Source organism: Burkholderia sp. LA-2-3-30-S1-D2 (assembly GCF_001523915.2).
In the GTDB taxonomy this organism is placed as follows: Bacteria; Pseudomonadota; Gammaproteobacteria; order Burkholderiales; family Burkholderiaceae; genus Burkholderia; species Burkholderia diffusa.
In genome coordinates this window covers 2,128,070-2,149,815 of record NZ_CP013383.1, presented here as the reverse complement: position 1 = coordinate 2,149,815, position 21,746 = coordinate 2,128,070, and the positions used below count along the sequence as shown (strand labels likewise).

Here is a 21,746-nt window from a genome sequence, read left to right as displayed (position 1 = left end):
GGATCACGAAGGGAAGAGGGCGGGCGCCCGGAGCGGCGGAATCCCGCCGTGCAAACACGAAGGATTCCGCCAGCAGGTCAGCACATCAGGAACGTTCGTTCCAGGTGTCCTTGTGGATGATGTTGCCGTCCTTGTACGACCACGTGATCGTCTCGTAACGCAGTTCCACGTCTTCGAGATGGTTGTGCTTCTCGTAGTCGGGGTTCTTGATGTCGAGCATCTTCGGCTTCACTGCCACGATCTTCACGTTGTCGAGCTTCGTGTTGAAGTACTCCTTCTCCTTGCCCGCATCGTCGATGCGGTACCACTTGATCTCGACCGACTTCAGCGTCTGGCCGGTCGTCACGGCCTTGTACAGGTATGGCGTGGACGCGTCCGTTTCCTTCGTCAGCGTGATCGGCTTGTGCACGCGCGTGCCGGTCAGCTTGCCCGTATTGCCGTCGGTCGGGATGTGCACACCATGATCGAACGCAACCAGTTCGATGCTCCCTTCACGATCCTGTACGGTCACCGAACCCTTGATGTCCGCGCCACCGTCGTCCTTGAGCCACATGTAGGCCGGAATTGCCATTCTTTCACTCCTTCTTCTTCGTACTGCGAATCGCCGGAACCGGAGCCCGGCGCTGACAAGCCCGGGGCGGTCGCCCCGGGAACCCAAATGCGTATTACTTCACGGTGCTGGTCGGGATGACCGGCGCCGGTGTATCGGGGACGAGCGTGATTTCGACTCGGCGATTCTTCGCCCGCCCTTCCGGGGTGGCGTTGTCCGCGACCGGCCGCGTATCGCCGTAGCCCTGGATCGCGAACTGTGTCGGCGGGATGCCGGATGCATCGACAAGCCAGTCACGCACGGCCGAAGCGCGATCGATCGACAGCTTCAGGTTGCGATCGGGACGGCCCTTGTCGTCCGCGTAGCCTGCGATCAGCACGCGCTTGCCGGGGTGGGTCTTGATCAACTGGAGCGCATCGACCATCGCGCGCATCGTGCCGGTCTTGAGCTGTGCCTTGCCGCTGTCGAACAGCGACATGCTGTCCAGCGTGACGACGGTGGGCGGCGGCGCGGGTGGTTCGTACGAGGCGATCGCCTCGTTGAGGATCGGCAGCAGCGCCGCGCCCCGGTAGGTGCCGAACGATAGCCGAAGCGGAACGCCGACGCGCGCGTACCCGTCGAGCTGATCGCGGTCCGACGCAAGGGACCCGAGCGCATCGCGCCTTGCCGCGTCCCGCGTGGCCGGGATACCGTTGTAGCGTTCGAGATGCTCGCCGATGCGTGTCATCAACGCAGCGTTGTTCTTCGCGGCTCCGCAGATGGCGGCGATTGCGGCGCAGGCGACGATCGCAACGACGTGCGCGACGGCAATGAGGCGGGGAGATCGCCGCGGCTGGCGCGGCACCGCGTCGATCAGCGGCTGCGGCAATGGCCAGGGCAGCGGCGATGCAGGCAGTGCGGCCGGGGTGATACCGGTCAGGTCGCGCACTTCACGTTCCCATGGTTTGCCCGGGCCGGTTGCCGGGCCATGGTCGATCCAGCAGGCGCCGAACAACGGCCAGGGAGATGCGGGCTGGCGTCGGTCCGTCAGCGTGTCGAACACGCTGCGCCGGGTCCACCCGATCATCGACGCGATTCCGGTGGCGCGTGCCGCGATCGTCGGGCCGCTGTCGGCATGGAGGGCATCCGACTCGGCTGCATCGATTGCGGTGTCGAAGCGGTGCATGTCGACGATTGCCGATCCCGTCGACATGCCATACCACTGGGCAGCCGATTCACCGGCCACAGGCGTGGCAACGGCATTCGCGTCCGAGAGCCGCTGGTAGATGGCGACGTAGCCCGGCAGCGACGTGCCGAGCATGCGGCACGCATCCGCCACGGCCTGCCGAGTCACGCGCAGCGACTGCGACAGCGTATCGTCGTTCGCATGAAGGCTCGGTGCGACCGACAGCACGATGCAATCGGGCGCATGGCCGTCTCGCCACTGGCGGACCGCCACGGCCAGCCGGGGGAGGTCCTGAGGTCGATCGGCGCGCAACCAGATTGCGCCGTCGCCGACATGGACGAAACGCGACCGGGCCGCATCGCGATTGAACAACGCGGACAGGCCGTCACCGGTGACGAGCGCGAGCGGCATTCTCGTGCGCAATGCGACAGGCAGGTCGGCTGTCGCCGCGCCGAGTTGCGCAATCACGTGCGCGTTCCGTTCGCGGGCTCGCGTCAATGTGCGCGAATGCCACCAGAGGATCAGCGCGGAGAGTGCGACGACGATCGCGACCCATCCCCACAAGACGCCGCGATCGAGGGGCAAAATCCATCCGATGACGGCCAGCGCCAATGCAGCAGACAGCGTCACGACCGTGCTCAGCGGATAGCCCAAGCCCGACAGGGCTGCACGTGCGGCATCGGAATCGGTGCGGGTCGCCGTCGATGGGAGCGTGGTGTCCGAAGTCACGGCTGTTTCACTTTCTGGACGAGTCGTGCCAGTTCCGCATCGAGAATGCGATCCCACGCGAACCAGACGAGTAACGCGATTACGCAGGCCATTCCCGCGATCGCCCATGGCGACAGGCTCCTGAGACGGTCGATCAGTCGAGTGTTCGAGCGATCGGTGACGAACCCCGGCCGTGCGGCCGGTCGCAACCGATCGATCTGCGCTACCAGCGCGGCGATCAGTGCGTGACGCTTTGCCTCGCCGTCGCGGGCGTCGGCCGGCGAGCCGGACCGGGCAGCATAGCGGCCGCGGAACCCCAGGCCGAGAACGACCGCATAGCATTCGAGCAGGTCGACGTTCGGAACCGGTTCGCGCATCCGGTACTCGAGCCGTTCGTACACGCGCGTACCGGCGTCGTGAGTGCCGAATCGGTCGACCTGCAGCGGCGTGGATTCCCAGTTCGCCTTGTCGGAAGCCGACAAGTGCCGCAGTGCGGTTTCGTCGATCAGCCCGCACTGGGCGACGACGGCGTCATCTCGTACGTCCGCGGCGATGCCTTGTTCATCGAGCGCAGTCGCGAACTGTGCGACAAGCAGACGGCACTGCTGACGCAGGCTTGCAGCGTTGTCGACCTGGCCGCCGTTCGACAGGTGAGTGACGAGCAATGCGGTATCGCGCAGCAGCGCGCGCATCGACGGTCGATGGATGTGACCGGGTGATGGATCGCGTGCAAGCAGCGCAGCTTTGTGACGCGTGGAGACGACGGCATTCATCATCGCAGCACCGCATACAGTTCGAGCGACGCGTCGGGAATCGAGGCGGGCAGATAGATCTGGCAAGCGCGGGCGGCGATCATTCGCGCATGCGCGGCGTCGTGCGCGTCAAGCGCGAAATAGTGGTTGTCCAGTCGGACCGGTATGGCGCCGGGTACTCGCTGCACGGCTTTGAGCGGAATTCCCGCCACGGCGGAATTGACGATGTGCTCGACGTCATCCGGCGCGCCGATCTTGCAAAGACGTGGAAACTGCTCGATCAGCTCGAACGCCGGCAGCGCGGCGTTGACGGACAGATACCAGTCCGCAGCATCTTCGACGATGCGTTCGTCCCGGAACCGACCGACCCAGGTAGTCGGCGTCGTATGGGAGAGCCCGATCGAGACGACACGTGACGGAATAATCGCATCGAGCAGATCGCGGATCAGCGATTCGAGCGTCGCGAAGACGTCATGGGCAATCGCATGGTCGTAGGGCGGAATGTCGGTAAGCGAGACGCGCGTCGAGAACGTGGACAGCGAACCGGCCAACTGCGCGAGTACCTGGTACAGGCGATCGGTCGGCTGCCCCGGGTGCGACGCGAGGAAGCGCAGGTGCGGCCAGGCCTGGTGAATGCAGTGCAGGAGCCAGAAGAGCTGAACGTCCGCGACACCGTACTCGGCTACCTGCTCGATGCGCTCGCTGCGGCGCGTACCGAGGAGCGCGCTTTTGGCGGCGAGGATATCGGCGATTCGCTGGATGCGCTCGATATGCAGCGTGTGGCCGGACAGCGTCAGACATGGCGGGACGTATCGGCGATCGACCTGAAACTGCCCGCTCGTCGTGCGCGTCAGACGTGCGATCGGACATACGGTGTCGTCCGTATGCGATTCGGAGCCGAACAACAACCGTACGGCATGGCGCTCGGCGGCGATTTCGGTCTCGCTTGCGCCATTCAGGTCCGTCACCTTGACGAACTCGCGATACGTGCGGCGTGGGCGGGCCAGCGCCGTTTCGTCGAAACGGCAGTTGCTGCCGTTCGCGTCGGGTAGTGCAAGTGCAGCCAGCACGTCGATGCGCTGGGCATCGGCGGGAATTTCGCCGACGAGGTCGCGCGCGGGCGGCAACGCATCTGCGACGGTCGTGTCGATTGGCGTACCGTCGGGGAAGCGCAATTGCAGCCGGGTGAGCTTCAGGCGACCCGAAGCCAGTGCCTCCTCGTCGACGTCGACGCTCAGCGTTCCCCAAGGAGCAACGGTGGTCGCCGAAGCCAGTTGTTGCAGCGCGAACCCGTTCCAGCGCTCCTGCTGCTGGAAATGCTGCTGCGTAAGAATCAGCCCTTCATGCCAGAGCGGTTTGTCGATCCGCATGGTGTGGTCAATACCGATGTAGGAATTATGAGGCGCCGATTCTATACGTCGTTTTCTGCTTTCGTATACCCCGCTTTTTGGAATTTGTTGAAAAGTGTCTCGGTTAAATTGAGATAAGTGTGGTGTTTATTTTGAGATTTGTTGGATGGGGGTGTTTCCCGGGTGTGGAGTGTTGATGTATGGTCTTTTTATTGAGATTTCGAGCTCATATTTACTTTGGATATGTTCATGTAAATCAATGGCTTGTGGTGTTTAATTGGATTTATTTTATAACGATTGATGGAGGGTGTTTAGGTATCGGTGTGCGTGTTTTGATAGGTGGATTGGAGTCGGACTTGTCTTATTTGGGTGAGGTATTGTTTTGTCAATTTTAGATTATTCGAGTTTCGTGTTTACTTGCCGATAGGGGGCATGATATTTTCTGCCGCCTGAGTCGAATATCGGACCGCGAATATCCGACTCGGTCGTTCGTCGATGCACGTTGCGGGGCTCGGCACGGGCGGGGCGGACGACGGAGCATCCGTGGTCGTGGGTGCGTGTCGCGGAATCTTCAAGCTTTCTGAGATAAGGAGAACGAATTGGATAGCTTTCAGCGAGAGATCCCGAAGAGCCGGGTGTCGATCACCCTCGATCTGCACACGGGCGGGGCGCAGAAGAAGGTCGAGTTGCCCCTGAAGCTGCTGGTGGCCGGTGACTTCAGTGCCGGGCGCGAGCAGGCGCCGCTCGCCGAGCGCAAGAAGATGAACATCGACAAGAACAACTTCGATGCCGTGCTGGCCGACTACGCGCCGGATCTCAAGATCGCCGCGAGCAACACCCTGGCTGGCGACGGTTCGGAGCTGCCCGTCAACCTGTCGTTTCGGTCGATCAAGGATTTCGAGCCCGAGCAGGTCGCGCGCCAGATTCCGGAGCTGCAGGCGCTCCTCGCGATGCGCAATCTGCTGCGCGACCTCAAATCGAACCTGCTCGACAACGGCACGTTTCGTCGCGAGTTCGAGAAGGTGCTGAAGGACGACAGCCTGTCCGCGAAGCTGCGCGGCGAGCTCGCGCAGATCGCGACTGCCGCGACGCAGCCGGAAGGGCATGCGTGAACGGCGCTGGGCAAAACGCGCGTTCAGCGCATTCCGCAACATCGTAACGAATCGACCGCAGACAGGATTCGACATGAAATCGACTGAAACCCAGCAGAGCGGCACGACCGAGACCGTCGTGCTGGACGCCCCGCACGGGGATATCGACAGCGTCTATGCGTCGCTGTGCAGCAAGATCAACCTGAAGCCCATCAGCGAAGCGCGCCCGCTCGAGGCGTTCCGCGACAACGACATGCTGTCCGAGGCGTCGGCCGATGAGCGGATCGCGCGCGGGATGGGAGCGTTCCTCGAACTCGTCGCGAACGCGAGCCAGCCGGTGGACCGCCTCGACAAGTCGCTGCTCGATTTCCATATCGGCCAGATCGACCGGCAGATCAGCCGCCAGCTCGACGCCGTGATGCATACGTCGGCATTCCAGGCGCTCGAAGCACGCTGGCGCGGCCTGAAGATGCTCGTGAGCCGCACCGATTTCCGCAAGAACGCGCGCATCGAAGTACTGGACGTGTCGAAGGACGCGCTGCAGCGCGACTTCGACGATACGCCGGAACTGATCCAGAGCGGCCTGTATCGGCTCACCTACATCGAGGAATACGATACGCCGGGTGGCCAGCCCATCAGCGCGATGATCAGCGACTTCGAGTTCGCGAATTCGCCGATGGACGTTGCGCTGCTGCGCAACATCTCGAAGGTGGCGGCTGCCGCGCATATGCCGTTCATCGGCTCGGTCGGGCCGGCGTTCTTCGGCAAGCAGTCGATGGAAGAAGTGGCCGCGATCCAGGATATCGGCAACTACTTCGATCGCGCCGAGTACATCAAGTGGAAGAGCTTCCGCGATACCGACGACGCGCGTTACGTCGGCCTGACGATGCCGCGCGTGCTCGGCCGCCTGCCGTACGGCAAGGACACGGCGCCGGTGCGGGCGTTCAACTACGAGGAGGCCGTCAAGGGCCCCGATCACGACAAGTACCTGTGGATGAACGCGTCATTCGCGTTCGCGGCGAACATGGTGCGCAGTTTCGTGAGCAACGGCTGGTGCGTGCAGATCCGCGGGCCGCAGGCGGGCGGCAAGGTCGAGGACCTGCCGGTTCATCTGTACGACCTCGGCACCGGCTACCAGCCGAAGATCCCGACCGAAGTGCTGATCCCGGAAACGCGCGAGTTCGAGTTCGCGAATCTCGGTTTCATCCCGCTGTCGTTCTACAAGAACCACGACTTCGCGTGCTTCTTCTCCGCGAACTCGGCGCAGAAGCCGGCGTTGTACGAGACCAAGGAAGCGACCGCGAACAGCCGCATCAATGCGCGGCTGCCGTACATCTTCCTGCTGTCGCGCATCGCGCACTACCTGAAGCTGATTCAGCGCGAAAACATCGGCACGACCAAGGATCGTCGTCTGCTTGAGCTCGAGCTGAACAACTGGATCAAGGGGCTCGTGACCGAGATGAAGGATCCGGGCGACGAGCTGCAGGCGTCGCATCCGCTGCGCGAGGCGAAGGTGACGGTCGAGGATATCGAGGACAACCCGGGCTTCTTCCGGATCAAGCTGTTCATCGTCCCGCACTTCCAGGTCGAAGGGATGGACATCGGGCTGTCGCTCGTGTCGCAGATGCCGAAGGCGAAGAACTGATCTGTCGTGTGATCCCGATCCGCCGGGGTGACGATGGTTGCCCCGGCGGCAGCGTGTGGTTGTGCAACCGAGAGAGTCGATGTCGATGATTTTGCCTACGCAGGCTTATGAGTTGAAGCTGGCGCCGCATCCGGCGCCTTTCTCGATCCTGAAGTTCACGGGGCTGGACCGCGTGAGCCAGCTTTATCGATACGAGATCGAATTCACAAGCCCGGCGGCGGGGATTCCGATGGAGCAGGTGCTGGGACGGCTGGCGAAGTTCATTGCGGACCCGGTCGATCCGGACATGGATTACTTGCGGAAGATGTTCGGGGAGAACGCGGCGCAGTTCAGCGCGAAGCCGGCGGCGTATACGGTGCACGGCGTGATCACGCAGTTCGACGAGCTCGAGACGTCGGCGGACGAGACGCGCTACCGGGTCGTGCTGGCGCCGACGCTGGCGGATCTCGATCGTGGCGTGACCAGTCGGCTGTTTCAGAAGCAGTCGGTCGAGGAGATCGTGACCGACACGCTGCGACATTACGGATACCGAGCGGGTGTCGATTTCCAGTTCCAGTTGCGCGGGCAATACAAGCGTCGCGAGTACGTGACGCAGTATCACGAGACGACGTTTGCCTTCATTCAGCGCATTTGCGCGGAAGAGGGCATCTGGTTTCGCTGGGAGCAGAAGAAGGATCGCGCGGTGGTCGTGTTCGGCGACGACCTGGACGCGTATGCGCGCAAGCAGCGCACGGTACCTTATCGGCGGGACTCGGGCCTCGAGAGTGTCGGTGCCGAGGCGATCAAGACGCTCGGGCGCGAGATGAAGCGCGTGCCGGAGGCGGTGCGGTTGCATGACTACAACCATCGGCAGGCTGAGGTGTCGTTGCTTGTCGAGGAAAACACGGCACGCGACGACAAGACGACGAACGCGGTCGACTATCGCTGGGGCGAGCATTACGAGACACCTGAAGAGGGTAAGCAGATTGCTCGGCTGCGGCACGAAGCGTATCTAGCCGGGCAGATTACGTTCAAGGGGACGGGCAATCCGTTCTGGCTCGAAGCCGGCGAAGTGATGCGGATCGAGCCGAATCCGGCCGATGCGAAGCACGGGGTTTTCATTACTTCGGTTGAGTCACACGGCGGGCGGAGCGAGTCGTACTGGGTGGCATTCGAGGGGATTCCGTCGGATCGCGTATGGCGCACGTCGATGGCTTCGGTTTCGCGGCCGGTGGTCGACGGGATTCTGCCGGCGCGGATTACGTCGCCGGGCAACTACAAGTATGCGTATCTGACCGAGCAGGGCTGGTACGTGATCAAGCTACCGTTCGATCTGGATGAATGGAGCCCGGGTGGGACGAGCCGGCCGGTGCGGTTTGCGAAGCCGTATAGCGGAGACAACTACGGGCATCACTTTCCGTTGATCGACGGGGCGGAGGTGGCGATCGTCCATACGGACGGCGATCCGAACAGGCCGGTGATCATCGGGGCGATGCATGACAGCGTGCATCCGGATCTGGTCAACAACCTGAACCATACGCGGAACCTCATTCGGACGGCTGCGCGGAATGAGTTGCGTATGGAGGATAAAGACGGGGTTGAGCATATTCATCTGACGACGCCAACTCAGACCAGTGAGCTGAATCTCGGGCATATGGTCGACGATGCCCGTAACGAACGAGGTCAGGGGGCCGAGCTACGTACCGACGGGCATCTTGCAGCGCGTGGCCCGAAGGGCATGCTGTTGAGTACCGAAGCGCAGTTTGGAGCCGCGGGGCACCAACTCGACATGAAAGACGCGCAGGGGCAGTTGCAGCGGGCGATCGATCGCATGGAGTCGCTTTCCGAGGCAGTGCGAGCGGCAGAGGCGACCGTTGCCGAGTTGCAGCAACAGAAATCGTTCTATGCGGAAGCACTGGACGGCTTGAAGCGCGCTGCAATTCTTGCGAGTGCACCGTCAGGTATCGGGCTCACGTCCGGGGAGCATTTGCAGGTCAATGCGGACCGGAATTTGATCGCGACGGCCGGCGGGAATTTCGACGTCGGAATCATGCGGAACTTCACCGTTGCGGCGGGAAGACAGGTATCGCTCTTCGCGCAAGCACAGGGGGTGCGGGTCACAGCCGCCAAACAGGATGTCGTCGTCCAGGCCCGCACGGGTGCGATGTCGCTGTCGGCGTCGAAGGACATGAACTTCACCAGCACCGATGGAGCGATTCTCGCAGCCTCGAGCGGTGCGCTGACGCTGACAAGCGGTGGCGCGTATCTCAAGATCGATGGCGGCAACATCGAACTCGGATGCCCGGGGGATATCACGCTCAAGTGCGGAAATTTCCACTGGACTGGCCCTGCCTCGCTTTCGGCTCCTCTGCCAAGTATGCCCATTGGGCCATGCAAGGAGTGTTTGCTGGATGCACACCGTGGTGTCGAAGCCATGACGGAGGTCGCGTGATGACCGGAACGGAGCTTGTCATGTCAACCGGTGACTCGGACGTGGCATGGGAGGTGTGGCGTAATCGATTGTCGGCGCAATTCGAGGCGTTCGATGCGCAGGACGTTTCGGCGTACTTGTACATACTTGCTGATGCGCGCGCCAATCCGGACCTCGACAAACTGCTGGTTCACGTCCCGAGGCTTGAATGGCGATCGCTGTGGGACGGCACCGTTCTCGAGTCCTATACGGACATTGCCCCCTATCTGATTGCGATCGATCGCTTCGCATTTGATGATCCGCGCGACCTGCAGAGTCGGCTTGTCCGCCGGCTCTGGAGAGAGTCGAGCGGATTGCACATGCTGACGTGGATATGGTCTCCGTTACCGATTCGGTCTCTGGCCGAGCATTTTCGATCGTTCTGCCGTTACTCGACGCCAGACAAGCGTGCGTACTTCTTGCATTTCTACGACAACCGGATTCTTGGCCGGTTGCGGGCAGTCTGGAGCGCAGAACAGGCTCAGACATTTCTCTTGCCGTGTGCCGAGATTTGGCATCGCGATCGTGAATTGAACGAGATCGTATGGCGTAACGATGCGGGTGCGGTCGATGCGGTCGCCGAGGGAGAACAGGTGATGACAGCCGAGCAACATATGGCGTTGCTGCAGCTCGGTCGTGCCGACAAGCTCGCGATGCAGTTGCGCACGATGTATGGAGCGATGCTCGATGAGTTCACGGATTTGACGCTATATCAACGTGTTTCGGAACAGCTGGAACGTGCAAGTCGATACCGTATAGCTGACGATGACGACCTCTTGAACTACGTTTCAAAAGGTGTCGTCATTGCGCCGCTGTTCGATGAACATCCAGTGATTCGGGAGCGGTTGGCTCGCGCGATGCTCGGTGAGCAGACGTTTAGGGATGCGTTGAGTTGTATCGATGCTGATGTCTTGCGGGAGGTATTTCGAATGGCCTCGGATTCCGAGAATGCTGGAGAGGCCTCGCATGACTAGACGGCTCTTTGCCTTATTGACTGTAGCGTTGGCGCTGGCTGGATGTGACGCCTTCTCATCCGAGCCAACCTACCGTGGAGTCAGCATCATGGGGCTCAACTACACACCGTTCAATCTGAGCGATTTCACGATTCGTGACAAATACGGCAACCGAGCGAGTGGAGGGGGCGACCTGCCGCCGGGCGCTGGCGCTGGAAGGTTGAGCTGTTGCTACAAGTTGAAGGGAACGGATTTCACGGTTGAGTGGGAAGTCTATGACGCGGATGAAGCGATCAAGGATCTATATGCACCCATCAGGAAGATCCACAAGACGACAGGGGTCAAATTTTCCGCGGCAAAGGTCAAAGGCGGAGCAGGGGAGGACGTGCTTGCCGTGCACTTTTATCCGGACGATCACATCGAGTTTGAGATTCGTAACGACATGAGTGGATCGAGGATCTCCTATGCGAAAGTCTATCACTGGTTCCAAACCAAATACGGGAAAGCGGCCAACCCCGATGATGCGGACATGGCTGTTGCGTTCAGACGCACCGCACGTGTTGCGGCACAAGGCTGGTTGAAGTATCGCCTGACTGATACGACCGATCTTGAGCAGTACGTGTACTACACGCAACTCGTTAATCCCAAGTTCGATGAGCATCTGACCGTGCAGCAGATCTCGAAGAAGACGAACAGCCAGCCAGGCGCCTTCGGTGCGGCGATGCAACGCCTGCCAGATGATGTTGTGCAAGAGATGAAGCAAGGTCGATTTGAGTAGGCATTGTTTCGCGATGAGTATCAGTCATCCGAGTCGGCACTGCTCTGATCAGACGAACTCGTTTTCGAGATGAAGTTGACGAGATGGATTGTGTTCTTGAATCTGAGGTATTCCAGTAATGATTAAACGGCTTGCCATCTTGCTCGCTGTCGTATTGACGTTAGCCGGCTGCGATGCGTTTTCATCCGAGCCGACCTACCGCGGAGTCAGCCTCATGGGGCTCAATTACACACCGTTCAATCTGAGCGATTTCACGATTCGTGACAAATACGGCAACCGAGCGAGCGGAGGGGGCGACCTGCCGCCGAGTGCTGGCGCTGGCAGCTTAACTTGCTGCTACAAGCTGAAGGGAACGGACTTCACGGTGGAGTGGGAAATCTATGACGCGGATGAAGCGATCAAGGATCTATATGCACCCATCAGGAAGATCCACAAGAAGACAGAGATCAAATTTCCGCCGACGAAAGTCAAGGGCGGAGCAGGGGAAGACGTGCTTGCCGTGCACTTTTATCCGGACGATCACATCGAGTTTGAGATTCGTAACGACATGAGTGGGACGAGGATCGATTACACGGAAGTGGATCACTGGTTTCAAACAAAATACGGAAAGGCGGCTAACCCGGATGATGCAGATATGGCCGTAGCGTATCGACGCACGGCGCGTGTCGCGTCACAGGGGTGGTTGAAGTACCGCTTGACTGATTCAACGGATCTTGAGCAGTACGTGTACTACACGCAACTCGTCAATCCCAGGTTCGATGAGCATCCGATCGTGCAGCGCATCTTGAAGGAGACGAACGGCCAGCCGGGCGCCTTCGGTGCGGCGATGCAACGCCTGCCGGATGCCGTTGTGCAAGAGATCAAGCAAGGTCGATTTGAGTAGGCGTTGTTTCGTGATGAGTATCAGTGATCCGAGTCAGCACTGCTCTGATCAGACGAACTCGTTTTCGAAATGAAGTTGACGTGATGAATTGTGTTCTTGAATCTGAGGTATTCCAGCAATGATTAAACGGCTTGTCATCTTGCTCGCTGTCGTATTGACGTCAGCCGGCTGCGACGCGTTTTCATCCGAGCCGACCTACCGTGGAGTCAGCATCATGGGGCTCAACTACACACCGTTCAATCTGAGCGATTTCACGATTCGTGACAAATACGGCAACCGGGCGAGCGGAGGGGGCGACTTGCCGCCGGGCGCTGGCGCTGGCAGCTTAACTTGCTGCTACAAGCTGAAGGGAACGGACTTCACGGTCGACTGGGAGATATATGACCAAGACGAGTTCATGAAAAATCCGTACTCGCCGATCAAGAAGATCCGCAAAACGACAGAGGTCAAATTTCCGCCGACGAAAGTCAAGGGCGGAGCAGGGGAGGACGTGCTTGCCGTGCACTTTTATCCAGACGATCACATCGAATTTGAGATTCGGAACGACATGAGCGGATCGAGGATCTCCTATGCGAAAGTCGATCACTGGTTCCAAACCAAATACGGGAAAGCGGCCAACCCCGATGATGCGGACATGGCTGTTGCGTTCAGACGCACCGCACGTGTTGCGGCACAAGGCTGGGTGAAGTATCGCCTGACTGATACGACCGATCTTGAGCAGTACGTGTACTACACGCAACTCGTCAATCCCAAGTTCGATGAGCATCCGATCGTGCAGCGGATCTTGAAGGAGACGAAAGGCCAGTCTGGCGCCTTCGGTGCGGCGATGCAACGCCTGCCAGATGCCGTTGTGCAAGAGATCAAGCAAGGTCGATTTGAGTAGGCGTTGTTTCGTGATGAGTATCAGTCATCCGAGTCAGCGCTGCTTTGATCAGACGAAGTCGTTTGCGAGATGAAGTTGACGAGATGGATTGTGTTCTTGAATCTGAGGTATTCCAGCAATGATTAAACGGCTTGCCATCTTGTTCGCTGTCGTATTGACGTTAGCCGGCTGCGACGCGTTTTCATCCGAGCCGACCTACCGAGGAGTCAGCATCATGGGGCTCAACTACACACCGTTCAATCTGAGCGATTTCACGATTCGTGACAAATACGGCAACCGGGCGAGTGGAGGGGGCGACCTGCCGCCGGGCGCTGGCGCTGGAAGGTTGAGCTGTTGCTACAAGTTGAAGGGAATGGATTTCACGGTCGACTGGGAGATATATGACCAAGACGAGTTCATGAAAAATCCGTATGCGCCGATCAAGAAGATCCATAAGAAAACCGAGGTCAAATTTCCCGCGACAAAGGTCAAAGGCGGAGCGGGGGAAGACGTGCTTGCGGTGCACTTTTATCCGGACGATCACATCGAGTTTGAGATTCGTAACGACATGAGTGGATCGAGGATCTCCTACGCGAAAGTCGATCACTGGTTCCAAACCAAATACGGGAAAGCGGCCAACCCGGACGACGCGGACATGTCCGTGGCCTTTAGGCGAACGGCGCGTATTGCGTCACAAGGCTGGTTGAAGTATCGCCTGACTGATACGACCGATCTTGAGCAGTACGTGTACTACACGCAACTCGTCAATCCGCAGTTCGACGAGCATCCGATCGTGCAGCGGATCTTGAAGGAGACGAAAGGCAAGCCGGGTGCCTTTGGTGCGGCGATGCAGAGCTTGACTGATGTAGTTGTCGGAGAAATCAAAAGTAACCGCTTTGAGCGAGACACCGCGAGAGGGCAGCATGACTGATAAGAATCCCCCGGATCCGTCCGATCGAACCCCGCCGGAAGTGCGGGCTGCAATCGGGGAGAATCAGAAGGCGTATCCGAAAGACGACTGCATTCCGTGTGGTGCCGTGATACACATCGGCTTCTTTTTTGATGGGTTTGGCCGTCATCGTGACTACGATGAAAAGAATACGTCTCGATACTCGAACATATGTCGACTCTGGGAGGCCCATCGTGATAACGAAGACCCACGCCGGGAACAAGAGCCAAACCAATTTTGGTACCCCCTCTACTATTCTGGGCTGGGAACCGAGTTGAATGAGGAGGCCAGGAAAGGTCAGATCGTCTCCGCTGTATTCAAGCTTGGGAAGCAAGGGGCCGACGCAGCAGGTTCGATCGCAGTTAGCGCAGGCGAGAACGTAACGGGCGTGAAACGGCTACCCATCAATCCGAAAGACACCATGACGGAAGGGCTCAAGAAGGGGCTCAAGGAGTTTTCGTATCGGCCGATCGTGAAGTCGTTCAAAGACTTGGTCGACTCCGTCGAATCAGCGCCACGCAATATCGGGCGAGTGTTGCAATTGCAACGCGACAACCGCTGGGTTCGACGCGGCCGTGCCGCCACTCGCGCAATTCTTTACGATGCGAAGAGGAATTTTCTGTCGACTGCGCAGAGTGCCGCCAAGTCGGTGTTCTTTGGCGTGGTGATTGATTCGATTCCATGGTTTCGTGATAACCGCGCTGTCGCACGGGTATTTGGAACGGGCGTCCAGGACCGGCTGGTGGCCGCGATGAAGCAGTTTGAGAAATCGATCGAAGACGTCAAGCAGAAAATGCCGAAGGTCCAGCGAATCCAGGTATCCATCTTCGGTGCGGATCGTGGGTGTGTTAACGCTCGGGCGCTGGCGAACGAGTTGACTCAAAGATACAAGCGTCCGAGCGATACGAAGCTGGCTTATACAGATCCCAAAGATCCCAATCAAACCGCCATTCCGATCGAAATCAAGTTTCTCGGGCTGCTGGACGCCGTGTCTTCGGTGATGGAAGAAAACAAGCTGCTGGGAATCGTGCCGGTGCTCGGTCTGCTCAAGCAAAACTACGGGGATCGCGAGCTATCGGTACCCGCTTCGGTACAGCGATGTGTGCACTTTGCGGCGGCTCACGAACTCCGGTTTTATCAGCGGCTCGATAGCCTCGAGAAAACTCGTGGACTGCAGTACCTCTATCCAGGAACCAGCGAAGACATTACGGGCGGAGCGCCGCCTGGTACGCTCGGTGCACGTGCGGAACTGCAGCGCGTCGTTTTGCGCGACATGCTTAACGAGGCGGTTTCACATGGTGTCGTGCTCGATACGATGGAGAATCTGTTCAAGTTCAAGGGTGAGACGTTCGCGAAATTTACCCTTGCAAAACCCATCTCCGACGGCAAAACCTCCTACAAAATCGGAGAGCTGATCGATGCCTACCGGCAGATGGTTCCCTACGTCGCGCGTCTGAATTTCGTCGAGCACATGCAGATATTCCTGCGCTGGATGGCGGTTCGCTATCAGTCTCCCGCGTTTCGCGCAACCGTGACGAGTCGCTTCGACGATCTCGCCTCTCGGCACCGGGAGCGTCTTAAGGAGCGCAACGACGCGGAGGCGGCGTATATCGCACTGCGTAATCAGCGACCACCAGCCGATAGCGTGACGCTCGGCAAAGCTTTGGCTCGCTGGCAGGATTCGGTCCTGCCGGAGATGCTTTCCAATCGCGATGCAGGTGTCGAAAAGGACCGCCCATCCGTGGGCGTCTGGGAACGCATCCAAAGCGAATCCGAAGAGCTGATGCGGCGCGATTCCCAGCAAACCGGGCTGCAGCAATCGGCCAATCGCATACGTAAAATGGCTCAAGAGGGGGCGTTGCCTTGGGACGCCGACCCGGAATTCAGCGCATCGATGATCGAGGCCTGGATGATGACGCCGGAACAGGAGACGCTGATCCAGGCGTGGAAGATGGGCCTGAGCGGCAAGAATCCGCTGCCACCCAAAGTCATGGCGCTGTTCGACCTGCTGGTTCACGACACGATGCTGACGAGCTGGCACGACCACGTGCTGTCGTCGACTCTGTACTTCCAGACACGTGCAATCGACACATTCGGAAGTAGCGATTACGTCAGCGAAGAAAAAAAGCGCAAGCGCGACGAAAAGCATGGCGAGCGTGTCAGGAAGGCCAGCGAGGCGATGACGCCCGCTGCCCGGTTGCCGGGGCGCTGACAACTCAGTATCAATCTCTCACTGTCGAATTGCAGTGACGACATCAGTTTATTTCGGGGGTACATATGGCGGGTATCGTTCGCGTCGGCGACAGCCATACCGGCGGTGGCCACGTAACAGCCGGGTCAGACACGCGCTTTTTCATGGGGCGTCCGCTCGCTCGGCTTCACGATCCCGTGACCTGCCCGCGGCACGGCGACAACCGTATTGCAACCGCAACGTCGGGTGCATTCGATGATGGTCGCGAAGTCGCCCAGCATGATGACTTGTGCCAGTGCGGCTGCCGTTTGATTTCTTCTCTTCCGAATAGCGGGCGCAGTTAAGCAATGGCACTCGATTTCTCGTGCCTCCCGCCTGAGAAGCCGCTTCCTGATGGAGCGCCGTCGCGGGTTCTCTGGTTGGCGGTGTTCATCGTGCTGACGGCGGTCGGCGTATTGGCCGTGCTGATGCTCTGGCCCGAGGATGAGCCGACTCACACGCCGTGGTTCTGGGTATGCGTGTCCGTATATCCGACGGTTTTTTCCGCCTTCTTCGTGTCGCGGCGCTATCGGGCGTACGAGCTCGAACGCGCGAACGTTCAGGCCTGGAACGATGCAAGCAGGAAGTACAACGCGCAGGCCTTTGCGCGAGAGAGCGTGCCTATGCTTGTCCTGGCAACGGCTGCGCGTGTAACCGCGGACGATACGGAAAACGGTATCGACCGGATCGTCGACGGAACGATGAAGTTGCGTGCCAAGGCTTCGGCGCAGAAAGAGAACGAAGCGGTTTCAGCAAGATGGCTTGACCCGATTGAAGCTCGCCTGGCCGCCGACGATCGGGAGCGCCACGAAGAGGTTCTTGAATGGCTGTACGAGCGACTGCTGAACGACTTGAAGAAAACCCTGCATGCACTTCCTGCGGATCTGCCGATGCGCGTCTTGCTCGATATTTCCGGGTATGTCGGAGAGTCCGACCTGATGGAGCGATGGCGGAAGAAATGGAGGCACCACAAGTTGCGCGTTGCGAGAATGGACCGCGCACCCGAATCGCTCGGCTTGATGGCGGTCGACTCGTGGCTTGACGATCCGAACGGACCGTTGCATCAGCACGCGGTGTTACTCATATCCGTGGTGCTCAACAGAGTGATTGCCGAGCCGCCGCCACCCGGGTCGGCCGAGGCTGGCGTGGGAATGTTGCTGGTTTCCGAGGCGCTTGCGTCGCGTTTCGAATTGCGCCCGATCGCTGCGCTCCACCGTCCCCGTCGAGCCGGTCACGACGATCTTGATCATGCGCTTACCTACGGGCTTCGTTGGGGCAGCGCCGAGCCGGATGCCATCGGAGCGCTGTGGATGAGCGGATTCGACAGTCGAGCGGCGGGTTCCTTGCGTACGGCGTTAAGCGCGGGCCGTCCGGTAGGAGAGAGCGACGAAGCCGTGCCGGAGTTCGAACTCGATCGAATTGTCGGCATGGCGGGAGCCTCGGCAGGATGGCTGGCCGCAGCTTGCGCAATACATATGGCCGGTCAATCGCCAAAGCCGCAACTGGTCGCGCAGCGCGACGAAGACCATATGTCCGTCGCGGTCGTGACGAACGTGGACAACGCATCAACAACATACGTACTTCCGCATGAACCGGATATTCAAACTTGATCTGTTCGGAGCCCTTGCTTTCGTCGTCGTTCCTGGGGGGATCGTATGGATGCGACCGCACTGGCTCGGCCTGTCCGAGGCGGATCGAGGATTGGCGCTCGCCATTTTGTGCGCCATATTCGTGGCACTCTTGTTGATTTTCAGCTTCAATGATTCGTCTCGGCCGGCCAATGGCTGGCGTGCCGTGAAGAAGTGGGTCAATGATCGCACTCGTCGCACGCCTGCTCCGTCGGGAAGCGGGCCGACGGTCAATGCCGAAACCCGCGCCGAATCGCTCAAGCAAATTCAGAGGGAGAGGCACGGATGGCAATGGCGGTATCGCGATCGCTGGGTGCTTGTTGCGGGTGACTATCCGGTCATTCGGCGGCTTGCGCCCGGGTTGGCCGACACCGGCTACGCGATTCTCGGCAATACGGTCATGCTGTATGCGCGACAAATTGACGACAAACTCGACACGGAATGGCTCGATCGGATTCGTCGCCTGCGTCGTCGGCGTCCGATCGACGCGATAGTGACCGTTACTCGCCAACGAAGTTCCATGGATGCATCGATCGAGGTGGATGAGCTCGCTGCACGACTTGCTCGCCATGCACGCGCGTTGCGCTGGGCCGCACCGGCGTATCTTCTGGATGTGACGGATTTCGGCAGCGAACGCGCCGGCCCGGATGAAGCGATGGGCTTCACATGGGCGAACACACGCTTGAGCGAGGAGGTGATCGACGAATCGCTGCGAAATCTCGTCGACAATCTCTCGGACACCGGCGTCGTGCGCCTCGCGGCGAATGCCAACGATCGTTACCCAGCCGAGCTGGCGCAGCATGTTTCGAGGTTGCGCGGAGCGATATCCGACGTGCTGCGTCGAACCGCTGAATCCACCATTTCGAGACATACGCTTCACGGCTTGATGTTTGCGCCGCTATTCAAAGAGCGGGCCCTGATGTCTCCAGATTTCGATTTTCCGAATGGCGATTCGAATGATGGTGACCCAACGACCGATCCTCAACCCCGAACCCTCTGGCAAACCATCGCCAACCACAGCCGCAAGGTTCACGGCCGCCGCGTCGGCTTTTCGCTGTCGACCACGGCAGCCTGGATGACGACCGCCCTGTTCGGCTGCTGGTTTGCCGGCATGCTGCTGTCCGGCTTCGTCAATCGCGCGACGATCGGGAGCGCAACGGAGGCGGTCGCAAAGCTCGCCGGACCTCAAGATCCGACGCAGTCGCTACAAACGCTGACCGATCTCAACCGGCAAATGGACACGCTTGAAATCCGCCAGCGCGCTGGTGCACCGTTGACCGCCCGTTTCGGCCTGAACCGCGATCACGCGCTGCTCGATGCCCTCTGGCCTTCCTACGCCGAAGCCGCAAATCGCATCCTCGTCGGCCCGATCCGCCAGAAGCTCGAAGCGAGACTGCATCAGCTCGCATCTCTGTCCGACGCGGAAATCGCCAGCGGCGGCGATGCTCAGGTACAAGCCGCTTACGACACGCTCAAGACCTACATGATGCTCGCCAAACCCGAGCGGGCGGCAGCCGCCTTCCTGATGCCACAACTTGTCGCGACGTCCGCTCCCGTACGCACGATCGATTCCCAACTGTCGAAGGGCCGCTGGGAAGACCTTCGTCAGCAAGCGATCTCATTCTTTGCCAATCACATCGGGCGCGGCGGCGCGTCGAACCGAACCGCGCTCGCGATTGTCCCGGACGGCAGCCTGATCGCGTCGACCCGCCAGACGATCATCGGTGTCCGAGGCATCCAGAACTCCGGCGACGCGATCTACCAGCAAATCATCGACGAAGCGACACCGAAATACCCGCCGCTATCGCTCGCAACGCTGCTCGGCGACGCGGCATCGCAATCCTCTGCCGGCAGTGCAACGAGCCGCGGCCTGTTCGGCACGACCGCGACCGTACCGGGCGTATTCACGCGCGCCGCGTGGGAGGAACGGATCTCGAAGGCAATCGACGAAGCCGGCGAGCAACGCGATGTGGCGAGCGACTGGGTGCTCTCCGACACCAAGGTTGCCCACGCGTCGCCTTCGACATTGAAGGCTGATTTGCGCCAGCGCTACTTCGACGATTACGCGCGAGCATGGGGACTTTTCCTCAACAGCCTGCGTTGGCAACCTGCACCGACGCTTTCTGCCACTGCCGACCAGCTGACGTTGCTGGGCGACCCGCAACGCTCGCCACTCGTCGCATTGATGAATGCGATCGTCTACCAGGCGGGTACGGGCGCCAATGCACAGTCGCTGTCCGACACGCTGATCAGCAAGGCGCAGCAACTGGTTGGCGCCGATGAGAAGGATCCGTCGAAGCAGGCAAAGCCTCAGCTTGCACCGCTTGCCGCCGCGTTCAACCCGATCCTGCGTCTGACCGGTAGCGATCTCACTTCCGGGGCGCCATCCGGCGGCAAGGGCAACACACCGCTGCCCGCAACCGGCGACCTGAGCCTGGCACGCTATCTGGAGCGGATCACGGCGATGCGCCTGAAGACGTCGCAGATCGTCTCCAGCACCGATCCTGACGCGATCGCGCGTCTGGCCGCGCAATCCGTGCTGCAGGGCAAGACGTCCGATATCGCCGACAGCCGAGATTACGCGAGTCGAGTCGCGGCGAGCCTCGGTGAACAGTGGTCCGGCTTCGGCGCACTGTTCCGCGCACCGTTCGATCAGGCGTGGCAGGTCATCCTGCAACCGGCAGCTTCGAGCCTGAACGAAATCTGGCGCACCGCGATCCTCGCCGACTGGAACAAGACGTTCGGTGGCCGCTATCCGTTCGCGGACTCCGACAACGATGCATCGCTTCCCGAGATGGCCCGCTTCATGCGGCCGGACAGCGGCTTGATCGCGCAGTTCGTGGCATCGCAACTGGCCGGTGTCGTCGAACGCCATGGCGACCGATGGGTCGCTGCGCAGGGAGCCGATACCGGCGCATTGACGATCGATCCGGCTTTTCTCAACGGCCTGAACAAGCTTACGCGGACGTCGACGGTGCTGTTCCCGTCCGGCGATGCAAGCGTGCGCTACGAACTGCGGGCCGAGCCGACGCCGGGCGTCACCGACATGCGATTCGTGCTGTCCGGCCGCGAACTGCATTACTTCAACCAGAAGCAGGAATGGACACCATTCGAATGGCCTGGCCAGTCGCTCGAAAACCTGTCGCATATCGAATGGCAGACGGAGCAGGGCGGCTTGCGCACCGCGTTCGATTCGCAGGGTCGCTTCGGTTTCATTCGGCTGCTCGAGCGCGCAAAGGTCGCACAGCAGGACAACGCGCGCTATCTGCTGACCTGGACACCCGACACGAGCCAGAGCCTCCCGCTCAAGGTGCAGTTGCGCAGCGAAGCAGGTGGTGGCCCGCTCGAGGTTCTCCAGTTGCGGAATTTCACGTTGCCGCCTCGCGTTTTCGTGACGGGATCTCGAAACGCAGGGCCGCGGGCGTCGACGATCGGCCCGCCGCCGTTGCCGGCATCGGCGATCGCGGCTGCGAAGCATGCGGCTGTCCCGCTACCGCCGGGGCTTCCGGGTGGGCACCCCTTGCCGGATGTGGCCAAGCCGGCGACGACGGAGTCGGCGGCCAGTCAACGCAGCACGCCTGAACTCGCTCAGGCGAAAACGCGAGCCGCCAAGTCCGGCGCGACGAACCAGACACCGGCGCCGACGGCCGCGATTTCGTCATTGGCGGCCACTTCAGGACTTTCCGATTCCCCATCGAGCCCGTTCGGGCACGCCCTGATGCTGCTGGGCGACGCATTCGTTTTCTGAGGCCTG

General features: G+C 60.2%; 16 protein-coding genes. 12 read left to right on the top strand and 4 right to left on the bottom strand.

Annotation, left to right across the window (positions count from 1 at the left end):
* Positions 1 to 85: 85 nt before the first annotated feature.
* From WS66_RS09875 to tssK, 4 genes are all read right to left on the bottom strand, one after another.
* Positions 86 to 571 (bottom strand): Hcp family type VI secretion system effector, encoded by a 486-nt coding sequence (locus WS66_RS09875; RefSeq protein ID WP_059601536.1) that lies wholly within the window; start codon positions 569 to 571, stop codon positions 86 to 88.
* Positions 572 to 665: 94 nt separating this feature from the next.
* Entirely contained in the window at positions 666 to 2,444 is a 1,779-nt protein-coding gene (locus WS66_RS09870) for an OmpA family protein (protein ID WP_059601537.1), read from the bottom strand.
* Complete coding sequence (locus WS66_RS09865; protein ID WP_059601839.1) at positions 2,441 to 3,196, bottom strand: DotU family type IV/VI secretion system protein; 756 nt, start codon at positions 3,194 to 3,196, stop codon at positions 2,441 to 2,443. Before WS66_RS09865 ends, WS66_RS09870 begins: the two co-directional genes overlap by 4 nt.
* Complete coding sequence (gene tssK / locus WS66_RS09860) at positions 3,196 to 4,545, bottom strand: type VI secretion system baseplate subunit TssK (RefSeq protein WP_059601538.1); 1,350 nt, start codon at positions 4,543 to 4,545, stop codon at positions 3,196 to 3,198. Before tssK ends, WS66_RS09865 begins: the two co-directional genes overlap by 1 nt.
* Before the next feature lie 578 nt (positions 4,546 to 5,123).
* On the opposite strand from tssK, the gene tssB reads away from it, so the two are divergent.
* The 12 genes from tssB to WS66_RS09800 all read left to right on the top strand — a co-directional run bounded on the left by tssB (position 5,124) and on the right by WS66_RS09800 (position 21,740).
* The gene (gene tssB, locus WS66_RS09855; protein ID WP_059601540.1) at positions 5,124 to 5,636 is read left to right on the top strand and encodes a type VI secretion system contractile sheath small subunit; all 513 of its coding nucleotides are present in this window, start codon (positions 5,124 to 5,126) and stop codon (positions 5,634 to 5,636) included.
* Positions 5,637 to 5,709: 73 nt separating this feature from the next.
* Positions 5,710 to 7,260 carry a type VI secretion system contractile sheath large subunit gene (tssC, locus tag WS66_RS09850; RefSeq protein WP_059601841.1) on the top strand — a complete coding sequence of 517 codons (1,551 nt, stop codon included), beginning with the start codon at positions 5,710 to 5,712 and terminating at the stop codon, positions 7,258 to 7,260.
* Between the two features lie 79 nt (positions 7,261 to 7,339).
* Entirely contained in the window at positions 7,340 to 9,691 is a 2,352-nt protein-coding gene (locus WS66_RS09845; protein ID WP_059601542.1) for a type VI secretion system Vgr family protein, read from the top strand.
* Positions 9,692 to 9,711: 20 nt separating this feature from the next.
* Positions 9,712 to 10,683, top strand: a complete 972-nt coding sequence (locus WS66_RS09840; RefSeq protein WP_236872886.1) for a DUF4123 domain-containing protein — start codon at positions 9,712 to 9,714, stop codon at positions 10,681 to 10,683.
* Complete coding sequence (locus WS66_RS09835) at positions 10,676 to 11,440, top strand: DUF3304 domain-containing protein (protein WP_059601843.1); 765 nt, start codon at positions 10,676 to 10,678, stop codon at positions 11,438 to 11,440. Before WS66_RS09840 ends, WS66_RS09835 begins: the two co-directional genes overlap by 8 nt.
* A gap of 118 nt (positions 11,441 to 11,558) precedes the next feature.
* On the top strand, positions 11,559 to 12,323 hold the full coding sequence (locus tag WS66_RS09830) for a DUF3304 domain-containing protein (RefSeq protein WP_059601546.1): 765 nt from the start codon (positions 11,559 to 11,561) through the stop codon (positions 12,321 to 12,323).
* A 118-nt stretch (positions 12,324 to 12,441) separates the two neighbouring features.
* Complete coding sequence (locus WS66_RS09825) at positions 12,442 to 13,206, top strand: hypothetical protein (protein ID WP_179955241.1); 765 nt, start codon at positions 12,442 to 12,444, stop codon at positions 13,204 to 13,206.
* A 118-nt stretch (positions 13,207 to 13,324) separates the two neighbouring features.
* Positions 13,325 to 14,116, top strand: a complete 792-nt coding sequence (locus tag WS66_RS09820) for a DUF3304 domain-containing protein (protein WP_179955240.1) — start codon at positions 13,325 to 13,327, stop codon at positions 14,114 to 14,116.
* Entirely contained in the window at positions 14,109 to 16,346 is a 2,238-nt protein-coding gene (locus WS66_RS09815; RefSeq protein WP_059601552.1) for a DUF2235 domain-containing protein, read from the top strand. The genes WS66_RS09820 and WS66_RS09815 overlap by 8 nt, the downstream gene beginning before the upstream one ends.
* 65 nt (positions 16,347 to 16,411) lie before the next feature.
* Positions 16,412 to 16,669, top strand: a complete 258-nt coding sequence (locus tag WS66_RS09810) for a PAAR domain-containing protein (protein ID WP_082728919.1) — start codon at positions 16,412 to 16,414, stop codon at positions 16,667 to 16,669.
* A gap of 3 nt (positions 16,670 to 16,672) precedes the next feature.
* A complete protein-coding gene (locus WS66_RS09805) occupies positions 16,673 to 17,974 on the top strand; it encodes a hypothetical protein (protein WP_059601554.1) in 1,302 nt (433 codons plus the stop codon).
* Positions 17,952 to 21,740, top strand: a complete 3,789-nt coding sequence (locus WS66_RS09800; protein ID WP_059601556.1) for an ImcF-related family protein — start codon at positions 17,952 to 17,954, stop codon at positions 21,738 to 21,740. Before WS66_RS09805 ends, WS66_RS09800 begins: the two co-directional genes overlap by 23 nt.
* The last annotated feature ends 6 nt before the right edge of the window (positions 21,741 to 21,746 follow it).